Origin of the sequence: Shewanella scandinavica (assembly GCF_031932065.1) — a bacterium.
GTDB lineage: Bacteria > Pseudomonadota > Gammaproteobacteria > Enterobacterales > Shewanellaceae > Shewanella > Shewanella baltica.
The window spans coordinates 1-26367 of sequence record NZ_JAUOES010000020.1 but is presented as its reverse complement, the minus strand read 5'-3'; the positions used below and the strand labels follow the sequence as shown (position 1 = coordinate 26367).

27 protein-coding genes are annotated in these 26367 nt (G+C 44.5%); 10 read left to right on the top strand and 17 right to left on the bottom strand.

The window, feature by feature from the left end; translation table 11 throughout:
* Positions 1-79: 79 nt before the first annotated feature.
* Complete coding sequence (locus Q4Q50_RS16230; RefSeq protein WP_311900216.1) at positions 80-628, bottom strand: MarR family winged helix-turn-helix transcriptional regulator; 549 nt, start codon at positions 626-628, stop codon at positions 80-82.
* Positions 629-775: 147 nt separating this feature from the next.
* Between Q4Q50_RS16230 and Q4Q50_RS16225 the strand changes: the two genes are divergently transcribed.
* Positions 776-1789 carry an NADP-dependent oxidoreductase gene (locus Q4Q50_RS16225; RefSeq protein ID WP_311900214.1) on the top strand — a complete coding sequence of 338 codons (1014 nt, stop codon included), beginning with the start codon at positions 776-778 and terminating at the stop codon, positions 1787-1789.
* Positions 1790-1919: 130 nt separating this feature from the next.
* Here the strand turns inward: Q4Q50_RS16225 and rssA are convergent, their stop codons facing one another.
* The gene (rssA, locus tag Q4Q50_RS16220) at positions 1920-2867 is read right to left on the bottom strand and encodes a patatin-like phospholipase RssA (RefSeq protein WP_311900213.1); all 948 of its coding nucleotides are present in this window, start codon (positions 2865-2867) and stop codon (positions 1920-1922) included.
* 249 nt (positions 2868-3116) lie between these two features.
* Between rssA and Q4Q50_RS16215 the strand changes: the two genes are divergently transcribed.
* The 4 genes from Q4Q50_RS16215 (at position 3117) to Q4Q50_RS16200 (ending at position 6230) form a co-directional block, all read left to right on the top strand.
* Entirely contained in the window at positions 3117-4472 is a 1356-nt protein-coding gene (locus Q4Q50_RS16215; RefSeq protein WP_311900211.1) for a DEAD/DEAH box helicase, read from the top strand.
* A 202-nt stretch (positions 4473-4674) separates the two neighbouring features.
* Positions 4675-5112 (top strand): DUF3010 family protein, encoded by a 438-nt coding sequence (locus tag Q4Q50_RS16210; RefSeq protein ID WP_311900209.1) that lies wholly within the window; start codon positions 4675-4677, stop codon positions 5110-5112.
* A 47-nt stretch (positions 5113-5159) separates the two neighbouring features.
* Entirely contained in the window at positions 5160-5684 is a 525-nt protein-coding gene (locus Q4Q50_RS16205) for a M48 family metallopeptidase (RefSeq protein WP_006081173.1), read from the top strand.
* Positions 5685-5774: 90 nt separating this feature from the next.
* Positions 5775-6230 (top strand): hypothetical protein, encoded by a 456-nt coding sequence (locus tag Q4Q50_RS16200; RefSeq protein WP_107947071.1) that lies wholly within the window; start codon positions 5775-5777, stop codon positions 6228-6230.
* A 362-nt stretch (positions 6231-6592) separates the two neighbouring features.
* Here the strand turns inward: Q4Q50_RS16200 and Q4Q50_RS16195 are convergent, their stop codons facing one another.
* The 4 genes from Q4Q50_RS16195 to Q4Q50_RS16180 form a co-directional block, all read right to left on the bottom strand.
* Positions 6593-7894 (bottom strand): peptidoglycan DD-metalloendopeptidase family protein, encoded by a 1302-nt coding sequence (locus tag Q4Q50_RS16195; RefSeq protein WP_006081171.1) that lies wholly within the window; start codon positions 7892-7894, stop codon positions 6593-6595.
* A gap of 265 nt (positions 7895-8159) precedes the next feature.
* Positions 8160-11216 (bottom strand): SbcC/MukB-like Walker B domain-containing protein, encoded by a 3057-nt coding sequence (locus Q4Q50_RS16190; protein WP_311900206.1) that lies wholly within the window; start codon positions 11214-11216, stop codon positions 8160-8162.
* The gene (locus Q4Q50_RS16185; protein ID WP_311900205.1) at positions 11213-12358 is read right to left on the bottom strand and encodes an exonuclease SbcCD subunit D; all 1146 of its coding nucleotides are present in this window, start codon (positions 12356-12358) and stop codon (positions 11213-11215) included. Before Q4Q50_RS16185 ends, Q4Q50_RS16190 begins: the two co-directional genes overlap by 4 nt.
* A 400-nt stretch (positions 12359-12758) precedes the next feature.
* Entirely contained in the window at positions 12759-13529 is a 771-nt protein-coding gene (locus tag Q4Q50_RS16180) for a TSUP family transporter (protein ID WP_106650169.1), read from the bottom strand.
* A gap of 157 nt (positions 13530-13686) precedes the next feature.
* Here Q4Q50_RS16180 and Q4Q50_RS16175 point away from each other — a divergent pair, with 157 nt between their 5' ends.
* The gene (locus Q4Q50_RS16175; protein ID WP_311900204.1) at positions 13687-14574 is read left to right on the top strand and encodes a LysR family transcriptional regulator; all 888 of its coding nucleotides are present in this window, start codon (positions 13687-13689) and stop codon (positions 14572-14574) included.
* 166 nt (positions 14575-14740) lie between these two features.
* Here the strand turns inward: Q4Q50_RS16175 and Q4Q50_RS16170 are convergent, their stop codons facing one another.
* The 5 genes from Q4Q50_RS16170 to Q4Q50_RS16150 all read right to left on the bottom strand — a co-directional run bounded on the left by Q4Q50_RS16170 (position 14741) and on the right by Q4Q50_RS16150 (position 18364).
* Positions 14741-15136 carry a ribonuclease E inhibitor RraB gene (locus tag Q4Q50_RS16170; RefSeq protein WP_011846490.1) on the bottom strand — a complete coding sequence of 132 codons (396 nt, stop codon included), beginning with the start codon at positions 15134-15136 and terminating at the stop codon, positions 14741-14743.
* 22 nt (positions 15137-15158) lie between these two features.
* Entirely contained in the window at positions 15159-15389 is a 231-nt protein-coding gene (locus Q4Q50_RS16165) for an RNA-binding S4 domain-containing protein (RefSeq protein ID WP_006081165.1), read from the bottom strand.
* Positions 15390-15463: 74 nt separating this feature from the next.
* Positions 15464-16000, bottom strand: a complete 537-nt coding sequence (locus tag Q4Q50_RS16160) for a GNAT family N-acetyltransferase (RefSeq protein ID WP_311900202.1) — start codon at positions 15998-16000, stop codon at positions 15464-15466.
* A gap of 84 nt (positions 16001-16084) precedes the next feature.
* Complete coding sequence (locus Q4Q50_RS16155; RefSeq protein ID WP_311900200.1) at positions 16085-16363, bottom strand: peptidylprolyl isomerase; 279 nt, start codon at positions 16361-16363, stop codon at positions 16085-16087.
* A gap of 171 nt (positions 16364-16534) precedes the next feature.
* Positions 16535-18364, bottom strand: coding sequence for a DUF885 domain-containing protein (locus Q4Q50_RS16150; protein ID WP_311900199.1), 1830 nt, complete (start codon positions 18362-18364; stop codon positions 16535-16537).
* A 79-nt stretch (positions 18365-18443) separates the two neighbouring features.
* On the opposite strand from Q4Q50_RS16150, the gene Q4Q50_RS16145 reads away from it, so the two are divergent.
* Complete coding sequence (locus Q4Q50_RS16145; protein ID WP_006087408.1) at positions 18444-18953, top strand: diguanylate cyclase domain-containing protein; 510 nt, start codon at positions 18444-18446, stop codon at positions 18951-18953.
* Between the two features lie 75 nt (positions 18954-19028).
* Here the strand turns inward: Q4Q50_RS16145 and Q4Q50_RS16140 are convergent, their stop codons facing one another.
* Genes Q4Q50_RS16140 through Q4Q50_RS16115 form a run of 6 tightly spaced genes read right to left on the bottom strand, consistent with a single transcriptional unit; the run spans position 19029 to position 23980 of the window.
* Positions 19029-20273, bottom strand: a complete 1245-nt coding sequence (locus Q4Q50_RS16140; protein WP_220592595.1) for a tetratricopeptide repeat protein — start codon at positions 20271-20273, stop codon at positions 19029-19031.
* A gap of 2 nt (positions 20274-20275) precedes the next feature.
* Positions 20276-20896 (bottom strand): energy transducer TonB, encoded by a 621-nt coding sequence (locus tag Q4Q50_RS16135; protein WP_012088830.1) that lies wholly within the window; start codon positions 20894-20896, stop codon positions 20276-20278.
* Position 20897: 1 nt separating this feature from the next.
* Entirely contained in the window at positions 20898-21302 is a 405-nt protein-coding gene (locus Q4Q50_RS16130) for an ExbD/TolR family protein (protein ID WP_006081158.1), read from the bottom strand.
* Between the two features lie 13 nt (positions 21303-21315).
* The gene (locus Q4Q50_RS16125; protein WP_006087405.1) at positions 21316-21843 is read right to left on the bottom strand and encodes a MotA/TolQ/ExbB proton channel family protein; all 528 of its coding nucleotides are present in this window, start codon (positions 21841-21843) and stop codon (positions 21316-21318) included.
* Positions 21843-23198, bottom strand: a complete 1356-nt coding sequence (locus tag Q4Q50_RS16120) for a MotA/TolQ/ExbB proton channel family protein (protein WP_006087404.1) — start codon at positions 23196-23198, stop codon at positions 21843-21845. The genes Q4Q50_RS16125 and Q4Q50_RS16120 overlap by 1 nt, the downstream gene beginning before the upstream one ends.
* Positions 23198-23980 carry a DUF3450 domain-containing protein gene (locus Q4Q50_RS16115; protein ID WP_311900197.1) on the bottom strand — a complete coding sequence of 261 codons (783 nt, stop codon included), beginning with the start codon at positions 23978-23980 and terminating at the stop codon, positions 23198-23200. The genes Q4Q50_RS16120 and Q4Q50_RS16115 overlap by 1 nt, the downstream gene beginning before the upstream one ends.
* Before the next feature lie 603 nt (positions 23981-24583).
* Here Q4Q50_RS16115 and Q4Q50_RS16110 point away from each other — a divergent pair.
* From Q4Q50_RS16110 to Q4Q50_RS16100, 3 genes are all read left to right on the top strand, one after another.
* On the top strand, positions 24584-25279 hold the full coding sequence (locus Q4Q50_RS16110) for an IS110 family transposase (RefSeq protein ID WP_311900195.1): 696 nt from the start codon (positions 24584-24586) through the stop codon (positions 25277-25279).
* Positions 25257-25604 carry a transposase gene (locus Q4Q50_RS16105; RefSeq protein WP_311900193.1) on the top strand — a complete coding sequence of 116 codons (348 nt, stop codon included), beginning with the start codon at positions 25257-25259 and terminating at the stop codon, positions 25602-25604. The genes Q4Q50_RS16110 and Q4Q50_RS16105 overlap by 23 nt, the downstream gene beginning before the upstream one ends.
* Positions 25605-25924: 320 nt before the next feature.
* On the top strand, positions 25925-26367 hold a 443-nt coding region (locus tag Q4Q50_RS16100; RefSeq protein WP_311900192.1), incomplete at its 3' end, for a transposase.

The following is a 26367-nucleotide window of genomic DNA, read 5'->3' as shown; positions in this document are numbered from 1 at the left end:
GCAAAAACTAAGCCAATCAAGTATTAATCTGTGCAGAGCCTGAATTTTCGGGTAGCGAACAGCACCAGTAGCTTTATCTCTAGGACTGTAAATCTTCAATAAGGGCAAGACATTGCCGCCTCAACAAATCGAGTGCCTCGGCATCCATCTGCACTTTATTTAGTAAGGTTTGCTTCAAGGCTAGGGCTTCATGCTTAATCGCCTCTCCCAGAGCCGTCAGAGTGATCAATTTTTTCCGCTCATCTTCAACGCAGGCCAAACGCGTGATCAAGCCTTTTACCTCTAACCGCTTAACGATAGGCGTTAGCGTCCCCATATCGAGCTTAGTCGCCATTGATAGCTGGGTTTGGCTACAGCCATTTTGACGCCACAGGGTTTGCATCACCAGATATTGAGGGAAAGTTAACTCGTATGCCTCGAGTAAAGGCCGATAAGCACGCACTAAGGCATTGCTCGCAGAATATAACGCGAAGCACACATTGTCGGATAAACACAGGGCATCACTTGGCTCGGGGTTCTGTACCTCTGAATTTTGTGGCGCTAGGCTTTGTGACTCAGGGTTATGTGGCTCTGGGTTTTGACTCTGCTCTTTAGATCCGAGCTCTGGGTGAGATAAACAATTTTGCACGTTTAAGCGCCTGTCATTCAAACATAGCGCTATCTTATCCGATCCGCCCCATCGCATCTAGTTTGCGCGCAAAGTATTTGCATTGTGTCATGAAGCCACGTAAAGTTGACGCAGTTAGTTTGCGCACAAACAAAAGGTTAATTTTCTATGAATAGCACTATTACCGAAACCCGTGAAATCCATTTAGCCAGTCGCCCTGAAGGCATGCCTACGGCAGAGAACTTTGCTTTAGTAAATAAACCCTTATCACCGCTCGCCGATGGCCAAGTGTTGATAAAAAACCTGTGGATGTCGGTCGACCCTTATATGCGCGGCCGCATGGTAGATCGTAAGAGTTATGTTCCGCCCTTCGCCTTGAATCAAGTCTTAGAAGGCGGCGCGATTGGTGAAGTTATCGCGTCTAAAAACAGTGATTTCCCTATAGGCACTAAAGTCAGCAGCATGTTAGGTTGGCGCGAGCACGCCGTCACCGATACGACTGGACTGACCGCTCTGCCGCAAACCGAATTAGACTGCTCACATTTTCTCGGCGTGCTGGGTATGCCCGGCATGACAGCGTGGACGGGACTGACTCGCATCGCAGATTTAAAAGCGGGTGAAACCCTGTTTGTTTCTGCCGCATCAGGCGCAGTTGGCAGTGTTGCTTGCCAGATTGGTAAACTGATGGGGGCTCGCGTAATCGCCTCTGTGGGTTCAGACGAAAAAGCGGAATTGCTGCGAAGCTATGGTGTTGATGCCATCATCAATTACAAAACCTATGGTACTCTAACCCAAGCGCTCACAAAAGCCGCGCCAGAAGGGATTGATGTGTACTTTGAAAACGTCGGTGGTGAGCATTTAGCCGCAGCGCTGAGCAATATGAAAGATCATGGACGTATCGCCGTTTGCGGTATGATTTCGCAGTACAACGACACTGCGCCAACATCTGGTCCAGACAACTTGGCCCTGATAGTGATGCGTAAACTTAAGTTAGAAGGTTTTATAGTATCCGAACATTGGGCGCATTATCCTGAGTTTGCCGTGAAAATGGCTCAATGGTTAGCTGAAGGTAAAGTCAAAGCCGAACAAACCATTTATCAAGGGCTTGAACAAGCACCAGATGCCTTTATCGGTCTGTTTGAAGGTAAGAATCGCGGTAAAATGTTGGTGAAATTAGCGTAACTCGCCATCAAAGCGACATAAATGCTCAGTTTTAGATAGCAAGACTCAGTTTTAGATAGCAAAAAGTCGGTATAACGCGAGTTGTACCGACTTTTTCTATTTGATAGTCAACTGTTTATCTTTTAACGGATTAGCCCTTCCACAGTGCAGCTTCAATCAAGTGAGCCACCTTCTCCACAGCAGCCTCGCCAGCGGCAATCGCCTCATCGGCACGGTGAAACTCCATAGTGCCGATATTGCCAACCTCAGGCACAATACAAATATCTGGCGGATCGCCCATCAAGCGCGCCCGTTTATGTCTTTGCTCTAAAATGCCCATAGATTGCGACATTACAGCAATCATGCCAGGATTCGATTTAGTGCCAAGTGAAAACTTATCGGTCAGATTGCTGACATAATCTCGGCCACGGGCAAACAAATCCATAAATCCAGTTTCTTGTCGCGCAGGCATATCCATTTCAGCTTCAACGTTTTTTTGGCTCGTCATGCTCACCGGCAATACTTGGATGCGACCAGAATGATAACCATATAAATCCACGGCTATCACCACATCAACGCCCATGGCACGGCTGACAGAAACAGGCACTGGATTCACCACAGCACCATCGACAAGCCAGCGGTCACCTTGTCTCACGGGCGCCAAAATCCCCGGCATAGAGCAAGAAGCGCGCACCGCTTGACGTAAATCCCCTTCAGTAAACCAAATCTCCTGCCCGGAGTACAAGTCGGTCGCAACCGCCGCAAAGGGACGATTGAGGTTCTCAATATTCACATCCCCTATTCGAGCTTGCAGCACATCAAATACTTTATCACCGCCGATAAGACCGCCTTTACGCCATCGAATGTCCATCAAGCCAAGCACGTCCCAGCTCGAGAAACTCCGAACCCATTCTTCTAATTCAGGTAAATGGTCATGGGCGTACGCGGCGCCCACTAAAGCGCCCACCGAACATCCCGCAACTTTATCGGGTTTGATCCCCATGGCGGCAAGACCATTCAACACGCCAATGTGCGCCCAACCTTTCGCAGCGCCACTGCCCAAGGCAATACCAACCGAAGGGGTTGTTCCGTTAGCCATAAATCATTCTCCTGTTACTCAATCCACTACACGATAACGTAAAATCCTTTCATATCCACTGTCAATTGGTGAAGCCAAGGCAATTAAGCACTTGTAACATCGATGTAAACAAATGCCGGCAACTAAGTGTAAATGACACACTTTCGCGATAAATCCATGCGTGAAGCAGAGATAATCATCGATGTGGATAGCTGAGTTAGGGCGATTAAGGCTATAATCTGCCCTTACTAAGATTTAGGGGATATACCTTTGCAATTTACCGATTTTTCTCTGGACCAGCGTCTGCTTCAAAGCATAAAACATATGGGGATCACAGAACCCACCGCCATCCAGGAACAAGCACTGCCTATCGCATTGGCAGGTAAAGATTTAATGGCGTCATCAAAAACGGGCTCAGGTAAAACCTTAGCGTTTTTGTTACCCGCATTGCAAAGAGTCATTTCTACCCGCTCACTGTCAAAACGCGATCCTAGAGTATTGATTTTATTACCGACCCGCGAACTAGCACATCAAGTGTATAGTCAGCTTCGCTTGCTGGTCGCCAACACCCAATACAAAGCCATCAGCGTTCTGGGCGGTGAAAACTTTAACGATCAAGCTAAAGCCCTAGCGAAAGAGCCGCATTTCATTGTCGCGACGCCAGGTCGTATCGCCGATCATTTAGAGCAAAAACATCTATTCCTAAATGGCTTAGAATTACTCGTGCTCGATGAAGCCGACCGTATGTTAGATTTAGGCTTTGCCCCGCAGTTAAAAGCCATCAACGATGCTGCCGATCATAAACGTCGTCAAACGCTGATGTTTTCTGCCACATTAGATCATGACGAAATCAATGATATCGCGGCAACGCTGTTAAAAAATCCAGCGCACGTAGCGATTGGCGCGGCTCACTCTGAGCATAACGACATTCACCAACGTATCTTTTTATGTGACCACTTAGACCATAAAGAAGCGTTATTGGCCCGTTTGCTCAAAGATGAAACCCATAAGCAAGTGATCATCTTTACCGCGACACGCCCAGATACAGAGCGCTTAGCCGCTAAATTAACTGCGCAAGGTTTTGCAACCGCCGCACTGAGCGGTGATTTAAAGCAAGCCGCACGCAACCAAATCATGGACCAATTTGCCCGTGGCCAACAACAAGTCCTAGTGACGACCGATGTCGCCTCTCGTGGCCTTGATTTGCTCAATGTGTCCTTAGTTGTTAACTTCGACATGCCTAAATTTGCCGAAGAATACGTGCATCGTATCGGCCGTACTGGCCGTGCTGGGGCGAAAGGTGATGCGATATCGCTCGTCGGGCCTAAAGATTGGGACAACTTTAAGAAAGTCCAAGTCTTCCTTAGAAAGACCTTTGAGATCAGTACGATTCCAGGTCTAGAAGCTAAATTTAGTGGTCTAAAAAGCAAAGCCAAACAGACACCAGCAAAACGTGTTGCTAAAGCCGAGCTTGCTAAAGGTAAGAGCAAAAGAACTAAAGCAGCCACACCTGCGCCTTCACGGGATAAGCGTTTTATCACGGGCGTGGACATTGGCGATGCACCAATGCGTAAAAAGCCTGCTGCGGCGAATTTACTGCAAGACAATGATACAGAAGAAGTTTAGAACAAATTAAAGCATACATGCCGGTGGATTTAACATCAGATTTTATTTCTGATACACAACACATTGGCTGATCGAATACTGGGAATTGACGCACTAAGCGCATCAGTCTGTCGCCAAGCGAATCAAAAGCACAGGGTAAACACTGATCCTCACGTCATTTCCAGCTACAATAGCGCTATTATCGATATTTTGAAGGTGTAACATGAGAGTTTGTGGTGTTGAATTAAAAGGTGGCGAAGCCATTATCAGTTTATTGAGCTATGAAGGTGAAACCTTCAATGTGCCAGAATGCCGTAAGGTGTCTTTCACCGTTTCCCAATCTGCTACCACAGAAGCCATTCGTGAGTTTCACTTTGCTTTTCATAAGCTTATGCAAGATTATCGAGTTGATGAAGTTGTCATCATTGAACGTGAACAAAAAGGTAAGTTGGCGGGCTCAGCCACAAGTTTTAAACTTGAAGCAGCGATTCAATTAGGTGAATTACCTGTCAGCTTACTGTCTCCTATCACTATCAAAGAGCAAAACAAGCGCAATCCACCACAGGTTGATTTCGATAGTTTAGATCTTAAAAAAGTGCAGCAGTTAGCTTTCGAAGCCGCTTACGCCCAGCAAAATCGCCGTATTTTCGGCAAAGTTTAAGTAATGCGATGACTCAGGCTCCGAAGTCATTCGGAGCCAAATTCCCTATGAATCCATTAAAATACTTAAGCGGTTACAGCCCAGATATCCAACAGCAGGTACAGCAACATCTTGATGCTGGCACATTACCCAAGCTACTGTTGAAACGTCATCCTGTCATACATAGCGTTCGCAGCGATAAAGCGCTGTACGACTACACCCAAGCGATTAAAAACCAATTTTTACGCCAGTCGTCCCCGCTCTCAAAAGTGATCTTTGATGACAAAATTAACATTAGTCATCATGCACTTGGCTTACATTCCTACGTCGCGCGAGTTCAAGGCAATAAAATCAAAGCTAAGAACGAAATTCGCATCTCTTCACGTTTGAAGCGTGTACCGGAACCCTTATTGCGTATGGTCGTGGTACATGAATTAGCCCATTTAAAAGAAAAAGATCACAACAAGGCTTTCTATAATTTGTGTACTCATATGGAGCCGGATTATCACCAGTTTGAATTTGATTTACGCTTATTATTGACCTGTATCGACGCCAACATATCCCCTTATTCCGCAGATAAAGCCGACACCTGACCTTAGTATATTTTTCGCCCAAAACTTGACTGATAATAGTTTTCATTTAGAATATTGAAGTATCTCACGCTGCAGAATTCAGTAACGACAATGACGAAACAGAATATCGATAAACTTTTGAGCAAGTGGTGTAAAAAACAAGCTAAAAAGTTACTCAAAACACAGGCAAGATCTGTTTCAAGTTCAGGAAAAGCGATTCCATCCTTATCTCATCTGAACACCCTGACTGATAAATCTTTGACGAATAAAAAAGCTCAGCGCAAACACCTCACCAAATTACTCACGAAACATATTTCACAACAAGAATTTGCCCATAGCGATAAATCCGCACTCAAGAAACAGTTAAAACTAGCGAAGGCTACGTTTATTGCTGCTAATGATGCGACATTTTCATCGACTATGATTACTCGGCTCACTCCTTTACCCACAGAACACAGCTTTGCATTACGTCCTTTTAAAAAGTCTCCCTGCGGTGGCTGTCCCGCTCTAAAAGGTAAACTGTGTAAGTGTGCATTAAAAGTGATGCAAAGACGCCAAGCAAGCTGATAGACGCTATTTAACGCTAGGTATTTAGTTCTGTTCATTCCCTAATAAAGCGTGCTAGTTAGCTTTAAAGGTCATCAGCTGCCAAATTGAGTCTTTTATTGTCCAAGAGAATAACTTGCTAACAGAAACTCCTCAGAACCGCTCCATTTATCCCCCGAGTTTTTATCGCCACAACTACGAATCGAATAAATTTTAAAGCTTCCTTACAACTCGAAGAATACTTGTGATAGCAGAAAAATATCTACAACAAGAAGAATGATGGAAACAAAAATGCCGATGAAATTTACATTTCATCGGCATTAATAAACTCTTCAAGAAAAGCCAGTACTCTCGTTTATTCAGACTTGGCGAGATTAACTCTATTAGCCAAGGTTCATCATAGCTTCACGACTCTTCACCATATTGGTAAATGTGCGTAAGTCTTGATTCGCTAACTTGCTAGACATAGGAATATCCGCTTTCAACGGGTCAACAGGTTTACCATTGATATGGAATTCATAATGTAAGTGTGGGCCCGTTGAGCGACCAGTATTACCTGATAAAGCAATCACTTGGCCTCGAGTCACTCGCTGACCTTTACGCACAAGCGCCTTAGATAAATGCAGGTAACGGGTACGATACTTACCACCGTGGTCAATCACAATATACTTACCAGCGAACTGGTGATCAGTCACTAAACTAACAACACCATCACCAGGGGCAATTACTTTAGTGCCTATTGGCACTGAAAAGTCGGTTCCGTTATGGGGTGAAATACGGCCCGTAATAGGATGCTTACGATATGGATTAAAACGAGAACTCATGCGAGGTTGTTTAGCTAATGGATAACGCTGGAACGCACGTACTAAACTCTGCCCCTTGGCATCGTAATAACTGCCGTCAGTATATTGAAATGCACTAATTTCAGAACGACCAGTTTTAATACTCACGCCTAAAATTTGGCTACTGCCCGTCGCTTCACCTTCAACATATTGATCATTTACCAAAACAGAGAATTTATCGCCAACGCGTAAATCACGGGCGAAATTCAATTTTTCTTTGAGTAAATCTTCAATCCGCTGAATGTCAGCCGCAGCTAAACCCATTTTTTGTGCAGAGACGTAAAATGAACCTTTAATATCGCCAGATATAATACGATTTTGCCAAACGCCTTCAACGTTGACTTCTTCAACATTAAAACTGCCGTCTTCATAACGTGTAAACACCACTTGGCGAGCGGCGTTAAAATAAAGTTCTAATTTCTGTAATTGGCCTTCGTTATCGAGCCAAAATTGCATTCTGTTACCAGGCAATAAGGTATCAAGTGCCAAAATATTTAAATCAGCTTCTAACACCTTATACATGGTCTGCTGATCAACACCCGCTTTCGAAAATAACCCACTTAAGGTATCACCAGAAACGATAATTCGCTCAAACTGTGGAGCGTTATTAATAAGGGTTGCTTGATCTTGGACTTCAGGTTCAGAAACTTGGGGGAGAATATTTTCAATATCGAGGACAACAGGGATACGCTGAGCAGTTGGCACAACATGACCATTATTCGGCATTAACATAGCAGCGCCAATCAACAAACCACCCATTAATAGAATGTTTTTTTGAGTCGATGATAAGTTCTGCAAACGGGTTTGCGATAAGTTGATAAAGTTGGGTTTGCCTGTCTGCAACGCTTTTCACCTTTCGTTAACTTTGCGTTTTATTTTTGAACCAGTCCCTATGAGGGAAGCCCGAATTTTTTCCAACTTATCCCAAAAATCCCATTATGACAAATGCTATTTCGTACTTTTACCTGACTATTAACAAGAAACATGCGCCAGTTGGCATTTTCAACTCAGTTTGCGCACATTATCCTAATGTTAAACACGCAAGAGCCACAATAAATAACATATACAAAACAGCAGGTTATTTATTGGATTCTGAGAGAACGAGCGACTAAGGTAAAACTATCGTCATTTCGCTCCCATGTGAGGTTTTATTGATGTCGATGCGAGTATTTATCTGCTCTTTCATCTCAGAAACGTGCGAGATCACCCCTATCATGCGACCTGAAGACTGCAGATCCATCAAGGTTCGAATCGCCAATTCCAATGAATCTTGGTCTAAACTGCCAAAGCCTTCATCGATAAATAAGGTGTCGAGTTTGATCCCCCCGGCATAAGCTTGCACCACATCGGATAGCCCTAACGCCATGGACAAGGCCGCCATAAAACTTTCGCCGCCGCTTAAGGTTGCCACAGGGCGCACTTTTGAGGTGTAGGCATCTTCCACTTCTAACTCGAGCCCAGACGCCTTGTTGCCCTTTGCTCTATCTTCCTTGCGCAGCAAGCGATAACGTCCCTTACTCATCAGATGCAGCCTATGGCTCGCTTCGAGTAACACATCGTCGAGCAGTACGCTTAATACAAAACGCTGCAAACTGATCTTATTGCCTGTTTTCCCATTAGCCACATCGGCAAGCGTGCCGATAACTGCATATTCATCGTCTAACGCCTTAGCTTTCGTATCTGCAATACTGAGCTGGGTTTGAGTTTGGGTCAGTAGTACTGTGCGAGTGTGAAGCAGCTGCCATGCCTGCTCTGCTGCGTATAATGCTTGCTGTGCCGACTCAAGCTCGGCAGCGAGCTTAATGCTATCGGGTGGCACTTTATCTTTGAGCCTCAGCGCTAACTGCTCGCACTGCGCCTTGGTCAAAGCACTGCGCTGCTGGTAAGCCTCAATCTCGCTGGCTAATGCATGCAGTTGCTCTTCATCCAGCATGGCCGCAAATAAGGCCTGTTGGTCGGTAAATCCCGCTGCGACTAATTGCTGATTGAGTTGCTGCTGGGCACGCGTTTGCTGAACTAATGCCGCCTCAGCGGTATTTTCGGCACCATTAAGCGCCGCTTTAGCTGCAACAAAGGTTTGCCCTGTTTGTTGCTGAAGCGCCCTCACGTCAGCAATCTGCTGTTTAATCTGGCTTATTTGTTGCTGGTTTTGCGTGATTGCTGCGGTTAATGCCTCAAGCGTTGCAAGCGCAGGTGGGACGCTTTGCTGCATGTGCGCTAACTGCCCCTGCAATAAATCCACTTTAGATTGCAGCGCACTGTCGTGTGTTAGTCCTTGCTCCAGCTTTTGTTGCAGATGCGTTTCCTGCGCGTGCAACAATACAATTTCTTGCTGTAACAGCTGTAAATCTTGATGAGCTTGCTCAGCTTGTCTGAGTGAGAAAGCATATTGCGACAAGGTATGCGCATGTTGACCTTGAGAAATATCAACCGCTGTGCCCAATTGGGCCGCGAGATCTTGCGCTTGTTGCTGCAAGGTTTCTAACTGTGTCTGTAATCCGCGATATTCCGCTCTGGCTTTGCTCAGGATATCTTGGGCCGTCGTTTCAGCGTCTTGGGCCAATTGCAGCGCTTCATCACTTGGGAGCGGCTCTTGGCTCTGTGCTGGCTGCGGATGGATTTTGCTGCCACAGACGGGACAAGGTTCATCTTGCTGTAATTGCCGCGCTAAAATGGCTGCCTGTCCTTGGTGCCAAGTTATTAATAAGGCTTTATGCGCAACCTGTGCTTGCTGATGCTCGGCATTGAGTTGTTGCCCTTGCGCTTTCGCCTCGGCAAGTTTTGCCTTTGTCGACGATACCCTTGCCGCCACTTGTTGCCATTGCTGATAAGTCGACAATAACTGCTGTTGCTGCTGGTGCGCCTGTTGTAATGAGAGGCGAGTGTCGCTATTGGCCTGCAATGGTGGCAAAGCCGATTCCAGTTCACGGCGTTTTTGGGTTGCGGCGGTTAACTCATTTTTACTGTTCTGAAGCTGTGCTTTAGCCCTAACTAACTGCGCTTGCTCTTGCTCGAGGGTTTTATTGAGTCTATCCAGTTCCCTAAGCTGCGGTCCCAGCGCATTCAGTTGCTGTTTGGCTTGTTCCTGCTCAAGTAGCGACGCTTCCAATACGGGTAAGTCTTGCGCTTTGAGCTCGGCATCATCAAAGGCTTGCTTGGCCTGAGTCAACGCCGTTTGCGCATGACTAAAGGCGAGACTGGCGGCTTTTGCTTCTTGTTCACGGGCTAAAAACACCTCAACCATAGGCGCTAAACGCTGCGCTTGTTTAGCTAAGTTCAGTTTGTGGGTTTGCGCGACTATGCTTTCTTGCTGCGCCTCGAGCGCTGCTCCCGTTTGAGTTAAAGTATCAAACTGCGCAAATTCAGCCAGTAAATGCTGGGCGGCATCGCTGGCTTTAATGATTAATTGTTGCTGCTGTAATGCCTGTTCCTTGGCACTTTGAGCGAGCGCAAGTTCAGGTGTGAGCTTGGCTAATTCACTGCTAAGCTCATCATCGGATGCTAGGCCCGCACTTTGTAAAATACCATCGCGGCGACTGCGTTGATCTTTCACTAAGCCGCTAATATCGGCAGCCTTATTTTTTAAGGTATCTTCAATCCGACGATAAATATGCGTTTGAAATAACTGACTAAATATCAGCTCACGCGCTTTAGAGTCCGCCATTAATAATTCGCGAAACTTACCCTGAGGTAATACCATCACTTGGCGAAACTGCTCCACATCGAGCCCAGTTAAGGCTTCAATCTCAGCGGTGGCCTCAGACACTTTACTGGCAACTAATAAGCTTTCATTGCCATCGGCGTCAATTTTAAAGAGCTGCGCTTCAGGCTTTTGCACTGTCGAGCCGTCACCGCTTTTCTTAACTCTGTCTTGCTCTGGCACCCGGCGAATACGATAGCTGTTACTGCCGAGCTGAAAACTGAAAGTGACTTCTGTTAGTAAACTATCGTCGGCCATATCGCAGCGCATCTGGCTACCTTCACGCTCATTACCTGTGGTTTTGCCATAAAGCGCAAAACAAATGCCATCGAGCAAGGTCGTCTTGCCCGCACCTGTGGGCCCGTTGATGAGAAATAACGGATTGGTTCCAAGGGCGGTAAAATCAAGTGCCTGAGTCGATGCAAAGGGACCAAAGGCTGACATTGAAAGGCTAAGGGGTCTCATGCTTGGCGCTCCTCATTGTGTAGCTTAGTCAGGAGGTCATCCATCACGGCTTGTTGTGCCTGCGTTAATGACTCGCCAGACACCTGGGAGAAAAAGTCACAGAACATGTCCATCTCGCCTTTTTTGATATGATCCCGGCTCAAAGCAACTTGCTGCTGCCCCGCCATCAAGCCTGTCCGCTCTAAATGCAGCACATTAGGGTAGACGGCCCTAAGTTTACCCATAGCGTCTAAAATGGCATGTTTATCGAGGAGCCTGACCATGAGGTAATCCTCACGGTTTGCATCCGTTTTACCTTGGGCGAGTAAAGTGTCTAACTCCCCTTCTAAGATGCGAACATCACGCATCGACGTTAACGGCAATAAACGGATATCAATCGGCGCTTGCGCGCCCAGTTCGACTAAGGTCACCGACTTGTGTTGATGTTGTTCGCTAAAGGAATACTTCAAAATCGATCCTGAGTAACGCACATGCTCGGCGCCTTTATATTGCGGTCCGTGCAAATGCCCAAGGGCGGCATAATCAAAATCAGTAAAGAGCTTTGGCGATATTTTATCGGCGCCACCAATACTGAGCGGCCGCTCTGATTCGGATTCGCTGCCACCATCCAAAAAGCAATGGCTGATCACCACTTTGGGTAAACCTTGGCTATCGTGCTGACGCACTTTTTCCAGCAATACATCCATGGCCATTTCGTGGCTCGATGCCTCACACTCAAACACTTGGCGAACTGTTGCAGGTTCAGCGTAAGGCAAGGGATAAAAAACCACATCACCGCTTGTACTCGACAAAGTAATAGGATGAATGTCAGCACTCAAAGGCCCAATAATATGTAACCCGCTTGTCGCCATTTGTTTTGCCGCAAACCCTAAGCGCTCGTGGCCATCGTGGTTACCGGCAATCATAATAACTTGCAGGCCTAAATCTTGTACTAAACGGTTGAGTACATCATCTAACAGCGCAACCGCGTTTGCTGGCGGAATCGATCTGTCATAAATATCCCCCGCCACAATCACAGCGTCCACCCTATGCTCAGCTGCTAAGGCAATAATTTGCTCGAGCACAAAGGCTTGATCATCCAGTAATGACTGATTGTGTAACTGACGACCTATGTGCCAGTCCGAGGTGTGGATAAATTTCATAATCGCTCTTTTAAAGAAGTGGTAGCGCTAAACCCGAGTATGTACCAGCACATCAATGCAAAAAGAAGGCACACGAGATAAACACTGCACGCATGTAAATCGGGTTAAATCGTATTAAATAAAAACATCGCGTTTACATGCACAGAGAAAAGTGAGAAGCCTAAAAAGTGCATTAAAATTGACAAGTTATACTATTCAAAAACCTTGAAAGAGTACACCTATTGCAAAGTAGGAGGGATATTTAGATCATCTTTAGAGGATATTCTGAGCGATTTCCACCTCAGCTTCACTTTTAAGCCAAGGAGGGCATCACTCAGATAATATCAATTAACTTAAGCTTACGCGCCAAGATTAACTTATTCACCGCTTAAGGCTAAATTTATTAATAATAAACAATCTATTAGAACAAGTGATATTGCGTTGCTAGGAGTTTAAAGCTCATAGCAAGGGACATAGTGACCACTAGCGGCTTGATGATCTTAGTGCCTTTAGTCACAACCAAACGTGACCCCAAAGTCGCACCAATCGCTTGCCCAGCCAGCATGACTAACCCCAATAACCAAATCACTTTACCACCCAAGGCGAAGAAAATCAGCGAAGCTATATTGGTTGAGAAATTAAGTAGTTTTGCATGGGCAGTCGCCTTCGCCAGACCAAACCCCGCCAACGATACAAATGCCAGCGCAAAAAAGCTTCCCGTACCAGGACCAAAAAAACCATCGTACAATCCCACGCCTAAAGCAGCAGTAAAAGCAAATGCGGTAGGTGTCAGCACTTGATGCTTATCGTCTTCAGAAATCTTTTTCGAAAATAAGAAGTAACAACCAATTGCCAAAATCAAGAATGGCAACATTAATTCCAGCACTTTAGTATCGACGAGTTGAACGAGAATCGTGCCTAACGCCGCGCCAATAAACGCACAAAACAAGGCTAATTTAACGGATTTAAGATCCACTAACCCTTTGCGGACGAAATACAAGCTCGCAAAAAAACTACCACCACAGGCCTGTAGCTTATTTGTGCCTAAGGCAACCGCAGGCGGCAAGCCTGCCCACATGAGTGCAGGAATCGTCAACAAGCCACCACCACCGGCGATAGAGTCGATAAAACCAGCCACCATAGCGACGGCAAAAAGTATCGCTGCGATCTGTAGAGTCAGTTCAAATTCCATAATGATTTATTATTCTTCAGATAAAAAATGGAGTAATTGCTGAGCATTAGACTGCGTTTGCCAAATAAACGCAAAGGAGTTATTGTCGCCACTGCGTGAGCTAAACTCACGCAAAATCTATAATCCGGTTCGGATTTGCCCAGTTATAGGAGATAAAATGTTGACCGAACTGCCGCCACTCAATTCCCTCCGCGCTTTTGAAGCCGCCGCGCGCTTGCAAAGTATGACACTGGCAAGCAAGGAGTTGCATGTCACCCATGGTGCGGTCAGTAAACAAATCCGAGTATTAGAGGATTATTTGGGTTTTGCGCTTTTTGTGCGCTTACATAAAAAAGTCAGTTTAACCGATGAAGCCAAGCGCTATTTGCCCCATGTCCAAGCCGCGCTGCAAACCCTGTCAAGTGCAACGAGTGACCTACGCCGCCAGCCTTCTAAGCCACAAACCTTAGACATCAATGTGCTGCCAAGCTTAACCATTAATTGGCTCATCCCGAGAATGGAGCAGTTTAAGTCACGCCATCCGCACCTTTATGTCGATTTGTCGATTGGTGACTTTGCCGTGGACTTTAGCCAAGGCCGTTATGATATTGCGATTCGCAGCTGCACAGCTATTCCTAAGGGCGCGAATTATATCAAACTGATGGATGAGGATTTGTGTTTGGTTTGCGCGCCTTCGTTAGCGCCAAAACTGCAAAATATCGAAGATATCAATCACGTCACCTTACTGAAACACACGACAAGACCCGAACTGTGGGAATATTGGGCAGAAAAAGTGGGCCTAACACTCACTCAAGCACAAACCTTTGGCGTCGAGCATTTCTACATGCTGAGCCAAGCCGCCGCGAGTGGCATGGGGGCAGCGCTTATTCCGCGATTTTTTATCGAAGAGCAATTGGCAAACGGCAGTTTAGTCATTCCCTTTGACGCCCCTTTTACCAGCCCCTATCGCTATTACCTGCTCACACCCAAATCCCCTAGCCTGCCGTTAAAAGCCCAAGCTTTTATCGACTGGTTGTTAGAAGTGTTTGCCCCTTATCGCCACTAAACAACATTTGGAATGTCACCATTCCAGCAAAGTGCAATAACGCTATGTGAGCAAAATAAGACTATTGAGTACTGAAAACAAGTGCAACAAATGGGCGCAAAAAAACGGCAATAAAAAACCACCAAGAAGGTGGTTTTTTAGACTCAAAGGTCAAAGCAAATCAGCATCAGTGATTGCAATGAGCACCGTGGACATGCTCATGGTCATCATCTTCCATAAACTCGTCATCACCGTCTTGGTGTTGCATTACGCCCCAACCGTCGGTCATGCCACCGAATTCAGCGGCAAAATCATTCAACATGACTTCTTGCTCAACCAAAGTGTCGTAATCAGGTACCATATTGAGGCAAACAATGATTTCCCACTTGCCCAGCTCATCATTCAGATTCAGCTCAAGCTCGCCTTGCAAGTCAGAATTTGTGAGTTCTTCTAACGCCGTTTCAGCATCACGTTGGTCATCAAAAACCAAAAAGAAATCAACATCTAACTCTTTTGTTAAATCGATTCCTGCTTCAGCCATTGCGGCCAGCATTTTACCATTGTCATCATCTGGAAATTGCATATCTTGCTCCACTGTTTCAGGCTTATTCTGCCGCAATGATTTGAACTGATTCACCATTAAAGCTGACGATATCGCCCGCAATAATTTTTTTACGCTTACGAGTTTCAACTTCACCGTTCACTGTGACTTGACCTTCCTCGATAAAATGTTTGGCTTCGCCGCCGGCATTGCTCATGCCCTGCACTTTTAATACTTTGTACAATTCAATGAAATCTTCGCCAGAATGCAAAGCCAATTGATTAATTTGCGCCACTTAATACACGCCTTCTAAAAATAAACCTGCGGCATTATACCAGCACCGCATAAAATCCGCTGAAGATAATTTGGCTAGAGACGTCTTTCATCGGCAAGTAAGCCGAAGACCGATTCATCGAGCCAGTTATCACCGACTTTGAATTGCTGCCTGAGTAAGCCTTCAAACCTGAAGCCACACTTTTCAAGAACCCGCGCCGATGCATGATTATCTTTGGCGCAATGACCAACAAATTTATGCACATTAAAACTTAAGCAGGCCCAATCAATAACCGCCATTAAGCTCTCAGTCGCATAACCTTTGCCGTGGCCCTCTGCGGCCAGTAAGTAACCCACTTCTGCACGCTGCTCATCAAGGCTTTGACAATAAAGGCCTGTTAATCCGACAAATTGCCCTGTATCGACGGTCTCAATCACTAAGGTGAGCCAATCGCCTGAACCGTAAAACCAAGTATCGGAGCGCTGCTGAAACTTACTGCGGATCACCTCTTGCGACTCTGGCACTCGCACATAGCGATTAATCTCAGGATCGCTGTGCAACGCATAAAAATGTTCCCAGTCGCTATCTTGTAAGCTCCTGAGTTTCAATCTATCGGTGTAGAGTTCCAGCATAGTGACTCCGTGATGAGCAGATAAAACAAAAACGGCAGCAAACGCTGCCGTATCAAACAAGCTGTATCAAATAAGCCGTAAAACTTACGCGCGGCTGGTCACTTCGAGTAAATGAAAACCAAATTGCGTTTTAACTGGACCTTGCACTTCGTTTAATGGCGCGCTGAAGACAACTTCATCAAACTCTCTCACCATCATACCAGGACCGAATGACCCCAATTCGCCGCCTTGGGCACCTGATGGGCAAGAAGAGTGCGCGCGAGCAATTTGAGCAAAATCCGCGCCTTCCAATAGTTGCTGTTTCAGCGCTTGGCATTGCTCTTCGCTGCTAACTAACAAATGTCTTGCTGTTGCCTGGACCATAGTAAAACTCCTGTGAGGATCATGAGACATTTGCCCCAAATATCATTGATATTCCCATTAAAACATCCGTTTTAACAGGTTTTGAATCAACAGTATAAAAACTTTCTGTTGAATAAAAAAGTCTTAAAATGCCGTCATTCACATCAAAGTCAAATAACGGCAAATTACGGGCTAAGCCTGTTTAGACGCTATCCAACGGTCAATTTTATTTTCCATAACCGCCATAGGTAATGAACCTGAGGTGAGGATTTGATCGTGGAACGCTTTTAAATCAAATTTATCGCCCAAGGCTTTTTCAGCGCGGGCGCGCAGTGCCAGGATCTTCAGCTGGCCGACTTTGTAAGACAAAGCTTGACCAGGGATTGCCATATAGCGCTCCACTTCAGCGACTATGTCACTTTCAGCCATCGGCGAGTTATCTTTCATGTACTGAATCGCTTGTTCACGACTCCAGCCTTTTGAATGAAGACCAGTATCCACCACTAGGCGCATCGCACGCAGCATTTCATCGGAAAGCTTGCCAAAATACTGATAAGGATCAGTAAACAAGCCCATCTCAATACCTAAGTACTCAGCATAAAGTGCCCAACCTTCCTCGAATGCCGTATAACCACTAAAACGCTGGAACTCAGGCACACCAGTTAACTCTTGCTTGATCGCAATTTGGAAATGATGCCCAGGAGCAGCCTCATGTAAAGATAAGGTCGTCATGCCCCACTTTGGCTGCGCCTTGAGGTTATAAGTGTTGATATAGAACACGCCTGGACGACTGCCATCCACCGCTGGCGATTCGTAAGAAGCACCCGCCGCAGATTGTTCTCTGAAGCTTTCAACCGGCTTGACCACGTAATCAGCTTTTGGCATCACATTAAAGTAGTTAGGTAAGACTTGATTGATTTTATCTTTCAACACCATATAACCATCAATCAAACCTTGACGATCACTGTAGAAATACTGAGGTTCGGAAGATAAAGACGCGAAAAATGCTTTCAAATCGCCCTTAAAACCGACCTGCTCACGTACCTTATCCATCTCAGATAAAATTCGCGCCACTTCACTTAAGCCAATTTGATGAATTTCATCCACAGACATAGTGGTGGTCGTATGTGAGTTAGCTAGATGCTGATACCAAGCTTTGCCGTTAGGTAAACCAGACCAACCATCAGTCGCCCGCGATTTAGGTAAATAGGTTTGCTTAAAGTAATCACGCAAGTTCGTTAACGCTGGCACGATACGCTCGGCTATCATGGCTTGGTAACGAGCTGTCAATTCCGCTTTATCTTGCTCAGAAAAACTCTCGGGGAAATGTTGAATGGGTGAGTAAAAAATACTCTGAGTCGCATCAGTCGTTAGCATAGCGTCTAACTGGGGAATAATGCGCTCTACTAACACCCGCGGTAGCACCACTTTACTTTCAATGCCTTGATTCATCCGATTTTCAGCAAGCGTTACCCACTTGATAAAACCATCAACCCTCTGTTCCCAATTACGATAATCATCGACAGTATTAAAAGGTTGCGCACTTTCGCCACTCCCAAGCTGCACCATAGTAATGACAGTGCTATAGAACTGGCTTATCGGCATAAAACGTGAAGGGAAAGTTTCGTCAACTAACGCCATATCTCGGTCATAGACAAACAGGTCATAACTTAACTGTAGATCCGCGGGCAGTTGTTTTGGATCTATCGCGCGCACCTGGGCTAAATAGTGAGTGTTAAGATCATGGCGAGCCTTGAGGTAATCCTCAGTTAAATCACCGCCGAAATCAGCGTTATAGTCATTAACACCAACAAAAGTAGCGTAAATAGGCTCAAGCTTTAGGTAATCTTTAAAATAAGCATCCACTAGCGATAAATAGCGCTGCTCTGCTGTTTGTGTTTCGCCCTGCTCAGCAACGGCATTTGATTGACTGTTTTCTTGAACTGCCGTGGCTTCAGGCTTAGAACAACCTTGAAGGGCAAAGATTAACGCTATCGATCCTGCCAATAAACCCAATTTCATTTTATTATTTCTCCTTTTTGGCCCGCTATTGCAGAACTGTTTCTATACTTAGTTCAAGGTCTGCTATCGGAGTTAATCTATGATCTACTCGTTCCGCAACTCAGGTTTCAGGGATCCAGAAACTGGAGTCTATAACCAAACCTATTTCATGGAAGTATTCAACCGAGAATGGCATCGTCATATAAGAGAACACCAAAGCTTGGCACTATTGTATCTGTGCCCTCACATTCATGAAACCGTCAAACAACCCCATTTACTCGAATTTTTTACCAAACAAGTGCAAGAAGCACTATTAAGAGCAACAGATATGATAGCTAGACTTGATCATAATCACTTCGCACTGGGTTTATTCAACATAGATGAGGAGGGAGCTGAGGTGGTGTTAAAACGAATAGAACAACAAATTTCTGATTTCAATCAAAATTTTGGTAAAAATCATAAACTGACAATCGATTATAAACTGGCCGCCTGCATTTGCTTGCCAACGCAAGAAAACAAAATCGAATCGCTCTTCAGTAATGTCAGCCAACTCTCACAAGATCTTGAAAAAAATCATGATCAATCTCAAGCTTTAATCCGCTTACAGTAAATTTTTGACATTAAATTACATCAAATAAAAAGCCCCTTACGGGGCTTTCAAATCTGATACTAAACTGCCAAGCACTTACAGTGTGATGTTATGCATACGTGCTTTCTCTTTGATATAAGAGATATAGCTTTTTGCACTCTTCTCAGTCTTTTTATCGTTGGCAGCTAATACTGCACGGTTATAAGCTGACTTGTACTGTTTCAAACTTAAATGAGCCAAAGCTAATTCGAAGTTTGCTTCGCCAGGATGATCAATACCCATAGATATGGCTTTTTCAAGCACAGGGATCGCTGCAGTGTATTGTTCATTCAAGTTCAGTAAGCGACCTTGTTTCAAGTAAGTCTTACCATCATTGCTGATAGCTGCAGCTTTACCATAATACTCAGCGGCTTGTTTAAACTCTTTTGCATTCTGATAAAAACCAGCCAAAATCTCTAGAGACTTAGCATCCTCAGCGATCAAGCCCGATTTCATATGCTTCTGATAGACTTTAGCGGCTTGATATGGAGCACCTTTCTGTGCCATCAATTGTGCTAAACGAGTAATGTTACCCGCACTATCTAAGAAACCATTTCTATAAGCTAAATCGTAAGTTGCAAGAGACTTGTCATAGTCTTCAACCATCAGATAAAACTGCGCTAATTGAACCCATAATCTGCCATCATCCGGGAATAATGGCACCATGACTTCTAACACGCCAACAGCTTTCTTATACTTCTTTTGATTGAAGTAAGAAGTTAGCTTCATCTGATATAAGCCTTTATCAGGAGTCTCAGCTAATGAAAGACCTTTATCGGCCACTTCAATCACTTTATCCCACTGTTTTAGCTCAGAGTGTGCAATACCAATACGACGATAAATTTGAGAGTCAGCTTTACAAGTAAAATCCATCCACTTGTAATAGTAAGGAATCGCTTCCTTAAATTTCTTCTCTTGTAACAGTAAATCCGCATAAAGACGCATGGTCGCAGCATGATCCGTTCCACCTAAAATATCAGCTTCAACAGCTTGTTTTAGGTACTTGATCGCAGTATCCATTTTGCCTTTCTCGGCATAAAAGTTACCTAGCATGCGTGCAACATAGGCTTTATCGAAATCGTTCTTTGCATTTGCTTCGAGCAAAATAGCAATGGCTTCGTCCAGCTGACCATTGGTATAAGCTTCAAACGACTTCTGAACTTTTTTCGCAGCGCCTTCACCTACAGCTTTAGATTGACGTTTATCGATCTCACACTTTTCAGCTGCTACCGCAGATGAAACAGATAATCCGCCACAAATAGAAAGCAATAATAGAGCTGCGATTTTATTAACATTACGCATCGTTATTTGCCTCCTTTATCTAAGGTAAAGTCCAGCTGAACCGTCTGACCTGGTTGCTTCAGTGGCTTGCCATCAACAATCTTTGGCTTGTACTTCCACTTCTTCAGTGCTCGGATCGCTTCTTTATCAAATAAACGTTTTGGCTCTGCTTGAATAACTTCAACGTCATCGATACCACCGAGTTCGTTGATAGTGAAGCGAAGTTGTACCCAACCTTCTTTACCATCACGAGCCGCAGCAATTGGATACTGTGGTTCGATACGAACGATAGGCGTTGCATCACCATCGCGAGTCATCATATTGCCTAATTTAAAACCGGTACTTGCACCACCAGCCTCTACACCACCCATATTGAACGACATTGACGTATCAATATTACTTGATGAATCAGGTGGCGTTGTATCAGGCTTCTGTGGTTGCTCTGGTGGTGGTGGTGGCTTAGGCACTACCCTTGGCTTATTCTGTGCTTTTGAATCCTGTCTATCCATAGTGATTTCAATTACAGGGGTCTCGGCCGATGTTTCGCCGCGCTGTGCGCCGCCACCGACCAAGAACGCCATAAAAGCGAACAGACCAAAAGTCACAGCAGCACCAATAATGATCGATACTAGTGCTCTTAGCATATTAATCGTTCCCCGCAGATACCGAAATTTTATCTATACCAGCTGCTTTCACTTGGTCTAGAACTTTAACAACTAAGCCGTGCATTGCGTCTTTATCAGCCTGAATCAATACAGCTGCTTCAGGAGCTTCAGCCAGCATACGCTCAACGTTTGCTGTTACACGTTCGATATCAACCTGACGGTTTTCCATCATGATCACGCCTGTTTTACTGACGCCGATAAAGATGTTAGCCGAAGGCTTTGAAGTCGCTTGTGAAGCTTTTGGTTTGTTGTAGTCCAAACCAGATGGTTTCACGAATGACGTTGTTACAATGAAGAAGATTAGCATGATGAACACGATGTCGAGCATCGGTGTCATATCAATTTGCGCTTCCTCATCTATACTGGAATGCTTTTTACGTGCCATGTTCAATCTCTCTCTAGTGGTGCGGCATGCTGTCTTTTAGCTTTTCTAAACTGATTTTCATTTTGGCATCGAGGCGAGTACTGAAGAATACTCCCGATAATGCTGCAACCATACCTGCCATCGTAGGCATAGTCGCCATTGAAATACCAGCCGCCATCAAACGAGCATTACTCGTCCCCTGAACTGCCATCACATCGAACACTGAAATCATACCGGTTACGGTACCTAACAAACCTATCATTGGACAAATTGCAACTAAGGTTTTAATAATCAGCATACGTGCATTCAAATCTTGCTTCGCTTGGGACATCCAAGCTTCACGGATGCGGTGTGCATACCAAGAGGTCGTTTCCTCTCTGGCGTCCCATGCAGCTATGATTGCTTTATGTTGCTTTGGTGATATCCAATTAAGATACCAATAACGCTCAAGCATCAATACCCACATTAAGAACAGAACACCCGCTACAAGCCAGAGGACGTCGCCTCCGGAGGCCATGAAGCCCCTGACGGAATCCCAAATGTCCATCAGGTATAGCGTCATTAGTCAGCCCTCTTCTCAGCATGTGCTGCGATAATACCAGCGCTTTGCTCTTCAAGGATCTGAACGATTGACTTACTACGGGCAACAACCACTGCATGCATTAACATTAACGGCAGAGCAGCAACCAGACCTTGAACTGTAGTGATAAGCGCCATAGAAATACCGCCAGCCATCAGTTTTGGATCGCCAGTACCAAATAATTGGATACTTTGGAAGGTTGCAATCATACCCGTTACTGTACCTAACAGACCCATCATAGGTGCGATAGCGGCCAATACTTTGATGATTGAAATACGCGCTTCCAATGCTGGAGTTTCTTTAAGAATCGCTTCATCCAATTTCAACTCTAACGTTTCAACATCAACGTCTTTGTTTTCTTGGTAAACTTTCAAGATACGACCTAAAGCGTTATTGCCAGGCTTATCGACGTTCTTACGTTGGCTATTCACGCGAGCACCAATAATAGTCATAGTGACAAGGCGTTCGATAGAGATTAATAAACCAAGTGCCAACAGAGCAATAATGATGTAACCGATAGTACCACCAGCTTCTAAACGATCTTCAAAGCTAGCTTTGTTGGTGAAGATGTTTAGCAGCACACCGCGTGCAGGGTCAACATAGAATGGCGCAGTACCTGAAGTGATTTTTTCCCAGTCAGCAACAGCGCTAACTTGGTAACCTTCTGGTTGTTGAGATAACTGCTGAATTAAACCTAACTCAGGGTTATAAACAACGTACTTGCCATCAGCAGTTAAGTTGTAAGCACCAACACGATGGATAGTCGTTGTTTTAACGCTTCCGTCGATTCCAGTAACTGAACCTTCAAACTTAACAACCTTGCCAGACTCAGCCATTTCAAACAGCTGTTCTTGCCAAAATTGCTCTAGCTCTTCAATTTTAGGTAATTGTTTACGTGCACCTAAATCAGCGATGAATTTATCACGATTTGGGTATTGAGCACTGATGTTTGAGCTTGCCAGTTTACCAGCGAAATCACCGGCTTCACCTTTAACCACACCAAACATCTCACCCAAGTCACCTTGAGCAGTTTTCAGATCTTCTTCTAACTGAGCAATTTTACGCTCGTTATCTAAGAACGCTTGGTTTAAATCTTTGCCGCGTTGTTTTTCAGCCGCTAAAGCATCTTTCTCGCGCTTTAACAGTGCAGCTTTATCACCACGTTCAGCTTGGAATTCTTGCTCACGTTTACTGTTGATTTTGCCTTCTGCAGCACGTTCAACTTTAACTTGTTGCAATAATTGGTCAATCGACTTAGGCGCATCTGCAGCGCTAGCCATACCAGCAGTTAAAGAGAAACTTGCAGCCAACACAGCTGTAGTAATTAACTTCTTCATTATTGTGCAGTCTCCGCAGCAGGAATTGGTAACGCAAATAGATCTAGAGCACCTTGTTTACGGGCAATGCGGATACCTTTAGTCAGTTCACGCAAATAGCTGTCATCTAACTTATCCCAACCCTTAGATTCTGGGTTGTACATCCAGCCAGTCTTTTGATCTAAACTCTGTGCATAAAGAGCAACACGACCTAAGTTAAAGAAGTCAACCAACACTTCTTTACCATCTAGGTTTAACTTACCTTGGTTAACAGCAACCGCGCTACCATATTCACGCTCGATGCTATAGGCATCAAGGATTAAACGGTACTTTTCGGCTAAAGTCACTTCAGCAGTATTAAGAAGGTTTTTCAGCTCATTCACACGATTAGTACGTACTTCAGAGTTGAAAGGTAAATCTAATTGAACGAATTGTTCTAATGATTCAACCATTTTAAACATTAATGGCACAACACCTTGGCGAAGTTTATCAACACCATTAATGTCGCTTTGTACTGAATCCATTGTCTTTTGTTGATCAGCAACTAAGCTGGCAACGTAATCGTTATATGATTTCAGTGATTCACGCTCATCCGCGACAGAACCATACTCAAAAAGCATGTCTTGTGCTTGATCGAAATACTTATCAACATTCTTTTGCGACGCTGCAGCATCAGCATGGATCATACTATCCGCTTTCTGCACGTCGGTAAGAGGATCTGCAACCACTAAGTTGCTGCTCGCTATTGCCAGCACGCCAACAAGTGCAGTAGCGATTTTTGTTCTATTGCTTACCTTGGACATAGTTCCCAACCAATTTGAAGTGAATAAAAAGGTTTAACTTACCAGCAACAAAACGAGAAGCAAAAAATGCTCGCCGAAAAAATTACTGTAAGTTCGTCTTTCTCTTGTGATTCTTAGTTTTTTCTTCCCTTTCCTACGCCCTTACAGGCATAGACCCGCTGGCATCATTTCACAAAATGTTGACCTGTGTCAACATTTCGGCCGACTAAAAACTAGTGTAAAGAGGCGCTATGAATAAAAAATTTTACGAAAGGTGTTTTTTTACACAAAATATCACCAATAAAGTTAATTAAATTGAGTAACCAAAATCTAAACTTAATAATAAGCAATATAAATCAATAGCATAAAAAACATCTTTCGCTCAATAGTTTTTTGTCAATTAACATCTTTCAACATGAAACGAACTCAAGCAGGTAATCTTTACTTGCATATTGATTTTGGAATAGAGGATTTTGCAGAGGATGTAGAGCACGGATTCATTAATCAAGGCAACCTTTAAGTAGCTGTCATCGAAAGATCGCTTATCTAACCTGAACTCGATGTATGGACTCCACCAACCTACAGTCGTAAGTTGGTATCGACCAAAACAAAAGGAGACCATACATGAGTAAGACTACAATAATATCTCTCGACCTTGCAAAAAAAGTCATTCAAGTTTGTAAAGTGAATCCATATGGTGAGTTGTTATTCAATAAAGCCATGTCACCACAAAAAACGAAAGACCTTCTTGCCAACTCTCCTCCTTGTGTCGTTGCTATGGAAGGCTGTGCTAGCTTTCACTACTGGGCTCGAGTCGCACAATCATTTGGGCATGAAGTCAAAGGGATGGCACCTAAAAAAGTAAAACCCTATATCAGCAATCAAAAAACAGATGCTAATGATGCTATCGGCATTGCCATCGCATCAACACAGTTAGGAATGACTTTCTGCCAGGTTAAAGACCTATCACAACAGAACATTCAAACGATTCAAATCAACAGGAAATGGTTCGACCGAACAATCACATCACTGGGTAACCACATACGAGCGTTGTGTTTTGAATATGGCGCTATCATCACGTTAGGTAAAAAGTCATTAAGGCAAGCCATCATTCACTTTATTTCGCCAGAATCAACAGACTTACCTGAGCAAATCAAACCATTGTTCATGATTTTATGGCAACAATATCAAACAACAGAAGAGCACTACAAAGCGGTAACGTTACAGTTAAAGCAGTGGGTCACTCAATCAGAACCTTGTAAACGCTTGATGAAACTCGAAGGCGTTAGTCATATTGGTGCAGCTGGCTTGCTTAGGTGACGGTCAAGGTTTTAAGAATGGCCGACATGCGGCTGTCTTCGTTGGTGTTACCCCTAAACAACACAGCAGTGGAGGTAAGGTTGTTATGATTGGAATAGATAAGCATGGTGGCGATAAATACCTGCGTTCAATCCTCTACCAAGGCGCACTCTCTGTTATATCAAGGCTACCAGTAGAGGCGAAAACCGATAAACAGCAATGGCTTATCAATTTAGTCAGGCGAGTGGGTATAAAACGTGCTTGTGTCGCGTTAATCAATAAAACCGTTCGCACCGCATGGGCATTGCTTAATTACAGAACCGAATATAACAGTCAGACCGTGTAAGATTTTGTTTTAGAAAGATTTCTAGAAAAAGTTCAGCAAAATGCATTAACAAATAGGTAAGACCAACCTTCTGAAAACCTGTTTATCCCGACAGCGTTAATAACGCTACAATCTCGATAAGGACAGAGGGTGCGAATAGATGATAGGTTAGAAGATAGCTTCTTCAATAAAAAACCGTATATACGTGCGCATCTAATCTTTTTGTCAAAGCAATAGCTAAACAGGTGGAGTCCATATACGGGATAAGAAATGTTGAACTAATAGCCCTTCAAGTGTTCGGATCTTTCGACCAAGAGAAACCCCATCACACCGGAGGGCCTATGCATAAATTAGTGGAAGTGTTTTGCGATGTCGATGATTTTTGCGCTGTTTTCATTCCAGAATGGGAAAAAACGCTGTTAACCGATGGTACACGCAAGCGTCAACGCCCTGGCCGTATGACGATGAGCGAAGTGATGACCATCATCATACTTTTTCAGATGTCTCACCCCCGTGATTTCAAGAACTTCTACATCGGCTATCTGGCCTATTTCTACAAATCCGCTTTTCCTAATTTACTCAGCTATACCCGCTTTCTTGAGGTGATGCCCAAGGCTTTAGTGCCGCTTTGCAGCTACTTTGCCAGCCTCAAGAGTGACCCTACTGGCATCGAATTTGCTGATTCAACCAGCATCAAAGTGTGTCATAACCTACGTATTAATCGCCATAAAACCTTGGATGGACTGGCGTGCAGAGGCAAAAGCACGATGGGTTGGTTCTATGG

Excerpts from the sequence above, each read along its gene's own strand:
- Q4Q50_RS16225 (WP_311900214.1), top strand. The coding sequence starts at position 776 with ATGAATAGCACTATTACCGAAACCCGTGAAATCCATTTAGCCAGTCGC.
- rssA (WP_311900213.1), bottom strand. The coding sequence starts at position 2,867 with ATGGCTAACGGAACAACCCCTTCGGTTGGTATTGCCTTGGGCAGTGGC.
- Q4Q50_RS16210 (WP_311900209.1), top strand. The coding sequence starts at position 4,675 with ATGAGAGTTTGTGGTGTTGAATTAAAAGGTGGCGAAGCCATTATCAGT.
- Q4Q50_RS16205 (WP_006081173.1), top strand. The coding sequence starts at position 5,160 with ATGAATCCATTAAAATACTTAAGCGGTTACAGCCCAGATATCCAACAG.
- Q4Q50_RS16200 (WP_107947071.1), top strand. The coding sequence starts at position 5,775 with ATGACGAAACAGAATATCGATAAACTTTTGAGCAAGTGGTGTAAAAAA.
- Q4Q50_RS16190 (WP_311900206.1), bottom strand. The coding sequence starts at position 11,216 with ATGAGACCCCTTAGCCTTTCAATGTCAGCCTTTGGTCCCTTTGCATCG.
- Q4Q50_RS16185 (WP_311900205.1), bottom strand. The coding sequence starts at position 12,358 with ATGAAATTTATCCACACCTCGGACTGGCACATAGGTCGTCAGTTACAC.
- Q4Q50_RS16180 (WP_106650169.1), bottom strand. The coding sequence starts at position 13,529 with ATGGAATTTGAACTGACTCTACAGATCGCAGCGATACTTTTTGCCGTC.
- Q4Q50_RS16175 (WP_311900204.1), top strand. The coding sequence starts at position 13,687 with ATGTTGACCGAACTGCCGCCACTCAATTCCCTCCGCGCTTTTGAAGCC.
- Q4Q50_RS16170 (WP_011846490.1), bottom strand. The coding sequence starts at position 15,136 with ATGCAATTTCCAGATGATGACAATGGTAAAATGCTGGCCGCAATGGCT.
- Q4Q50_RS16160 (WP_311900202.1), bottom strand. The coding sequence starts at position 16,000 with ATGCTGGAACTCTACACCGATAGATTGAAACTCAGGAGCTTACAAGAT.
- Q4Q50_RS16155 (WP_311900200.1), bottom strand. The coding sequence starts at position 16,363 with ATGGTCCAGGCAACAGCAAGACATTTGTTAGTTAGCAGCGAAGAGCAA.
- Q4Q50_RS16150 (WP_311900199.1), bottom strand. The coding sequence starts at position 18,364 with ATGAAATTGGGTTTATTGGCAGGATCGATAGCGTTAATCTTTGCCCTT.
- Q4Q50_RS16145 (WP_006087408.1), top strand. The coding sequence starts at position 18,444 with ATGATCTACTCGTTCCGCAACTCAGGTTTCAGGGATCCAGAAACTGGA.
- Q4Q50_RS16140 (WP_220592595.1), bottom strand. The coding sequence starts at position 20,273 with ATGCGTAATGTTAATAAAATCGCAGCTCTATTATTGCTTTCTATTTGT.
- Q4Q50_RS16135 (WP_012088830.1), bottom strand. The coding sequence starts at position 20,896 with ATGCTAAGAGCACTAGTATCGATCATTATTGGTGCTGCTGTGACTTTT.
- Q4Q50_RS16130 (WP_006081158.1), bottom strand. The coding sequence starts at position 21,302 with ATGGCACGTAAAAAGCATTCCAGTATAGATGAGGAAGCGCAAATTGAT.
- Q4Q50_RS16125 (WP_006087405.1), bottom strand. The coding sequence starts at position 21,843 with ATGACGCTATACCTGATGGACATTTGGGATTCCGTCAGGGGCTTCATG.
- Q4Q50_RS16120 (WP_006087404.1), bottom strand. The coding sequence starts at position 23,198 with ATGAAGAAGTTAATTACTACAGCTGTGTTGGCTGCAAGTTTCTCTTTA.
- Q4Q50_RS16115 (WP_311900197.1), bottom strand. The coding sequence starts at position 23,980 with ATGTCCAAGGTAAGCAATAGAACAAAAATCGCTACTGCACTTGTTGGC.
- Q4Q50_RS16110 (WP_311900195.1), top strand. The coding sequence starts at position 24,584 with ATGAGTAAGACTACAATAATATCTCTCGACCTTGCAAAAAAAGTCATT.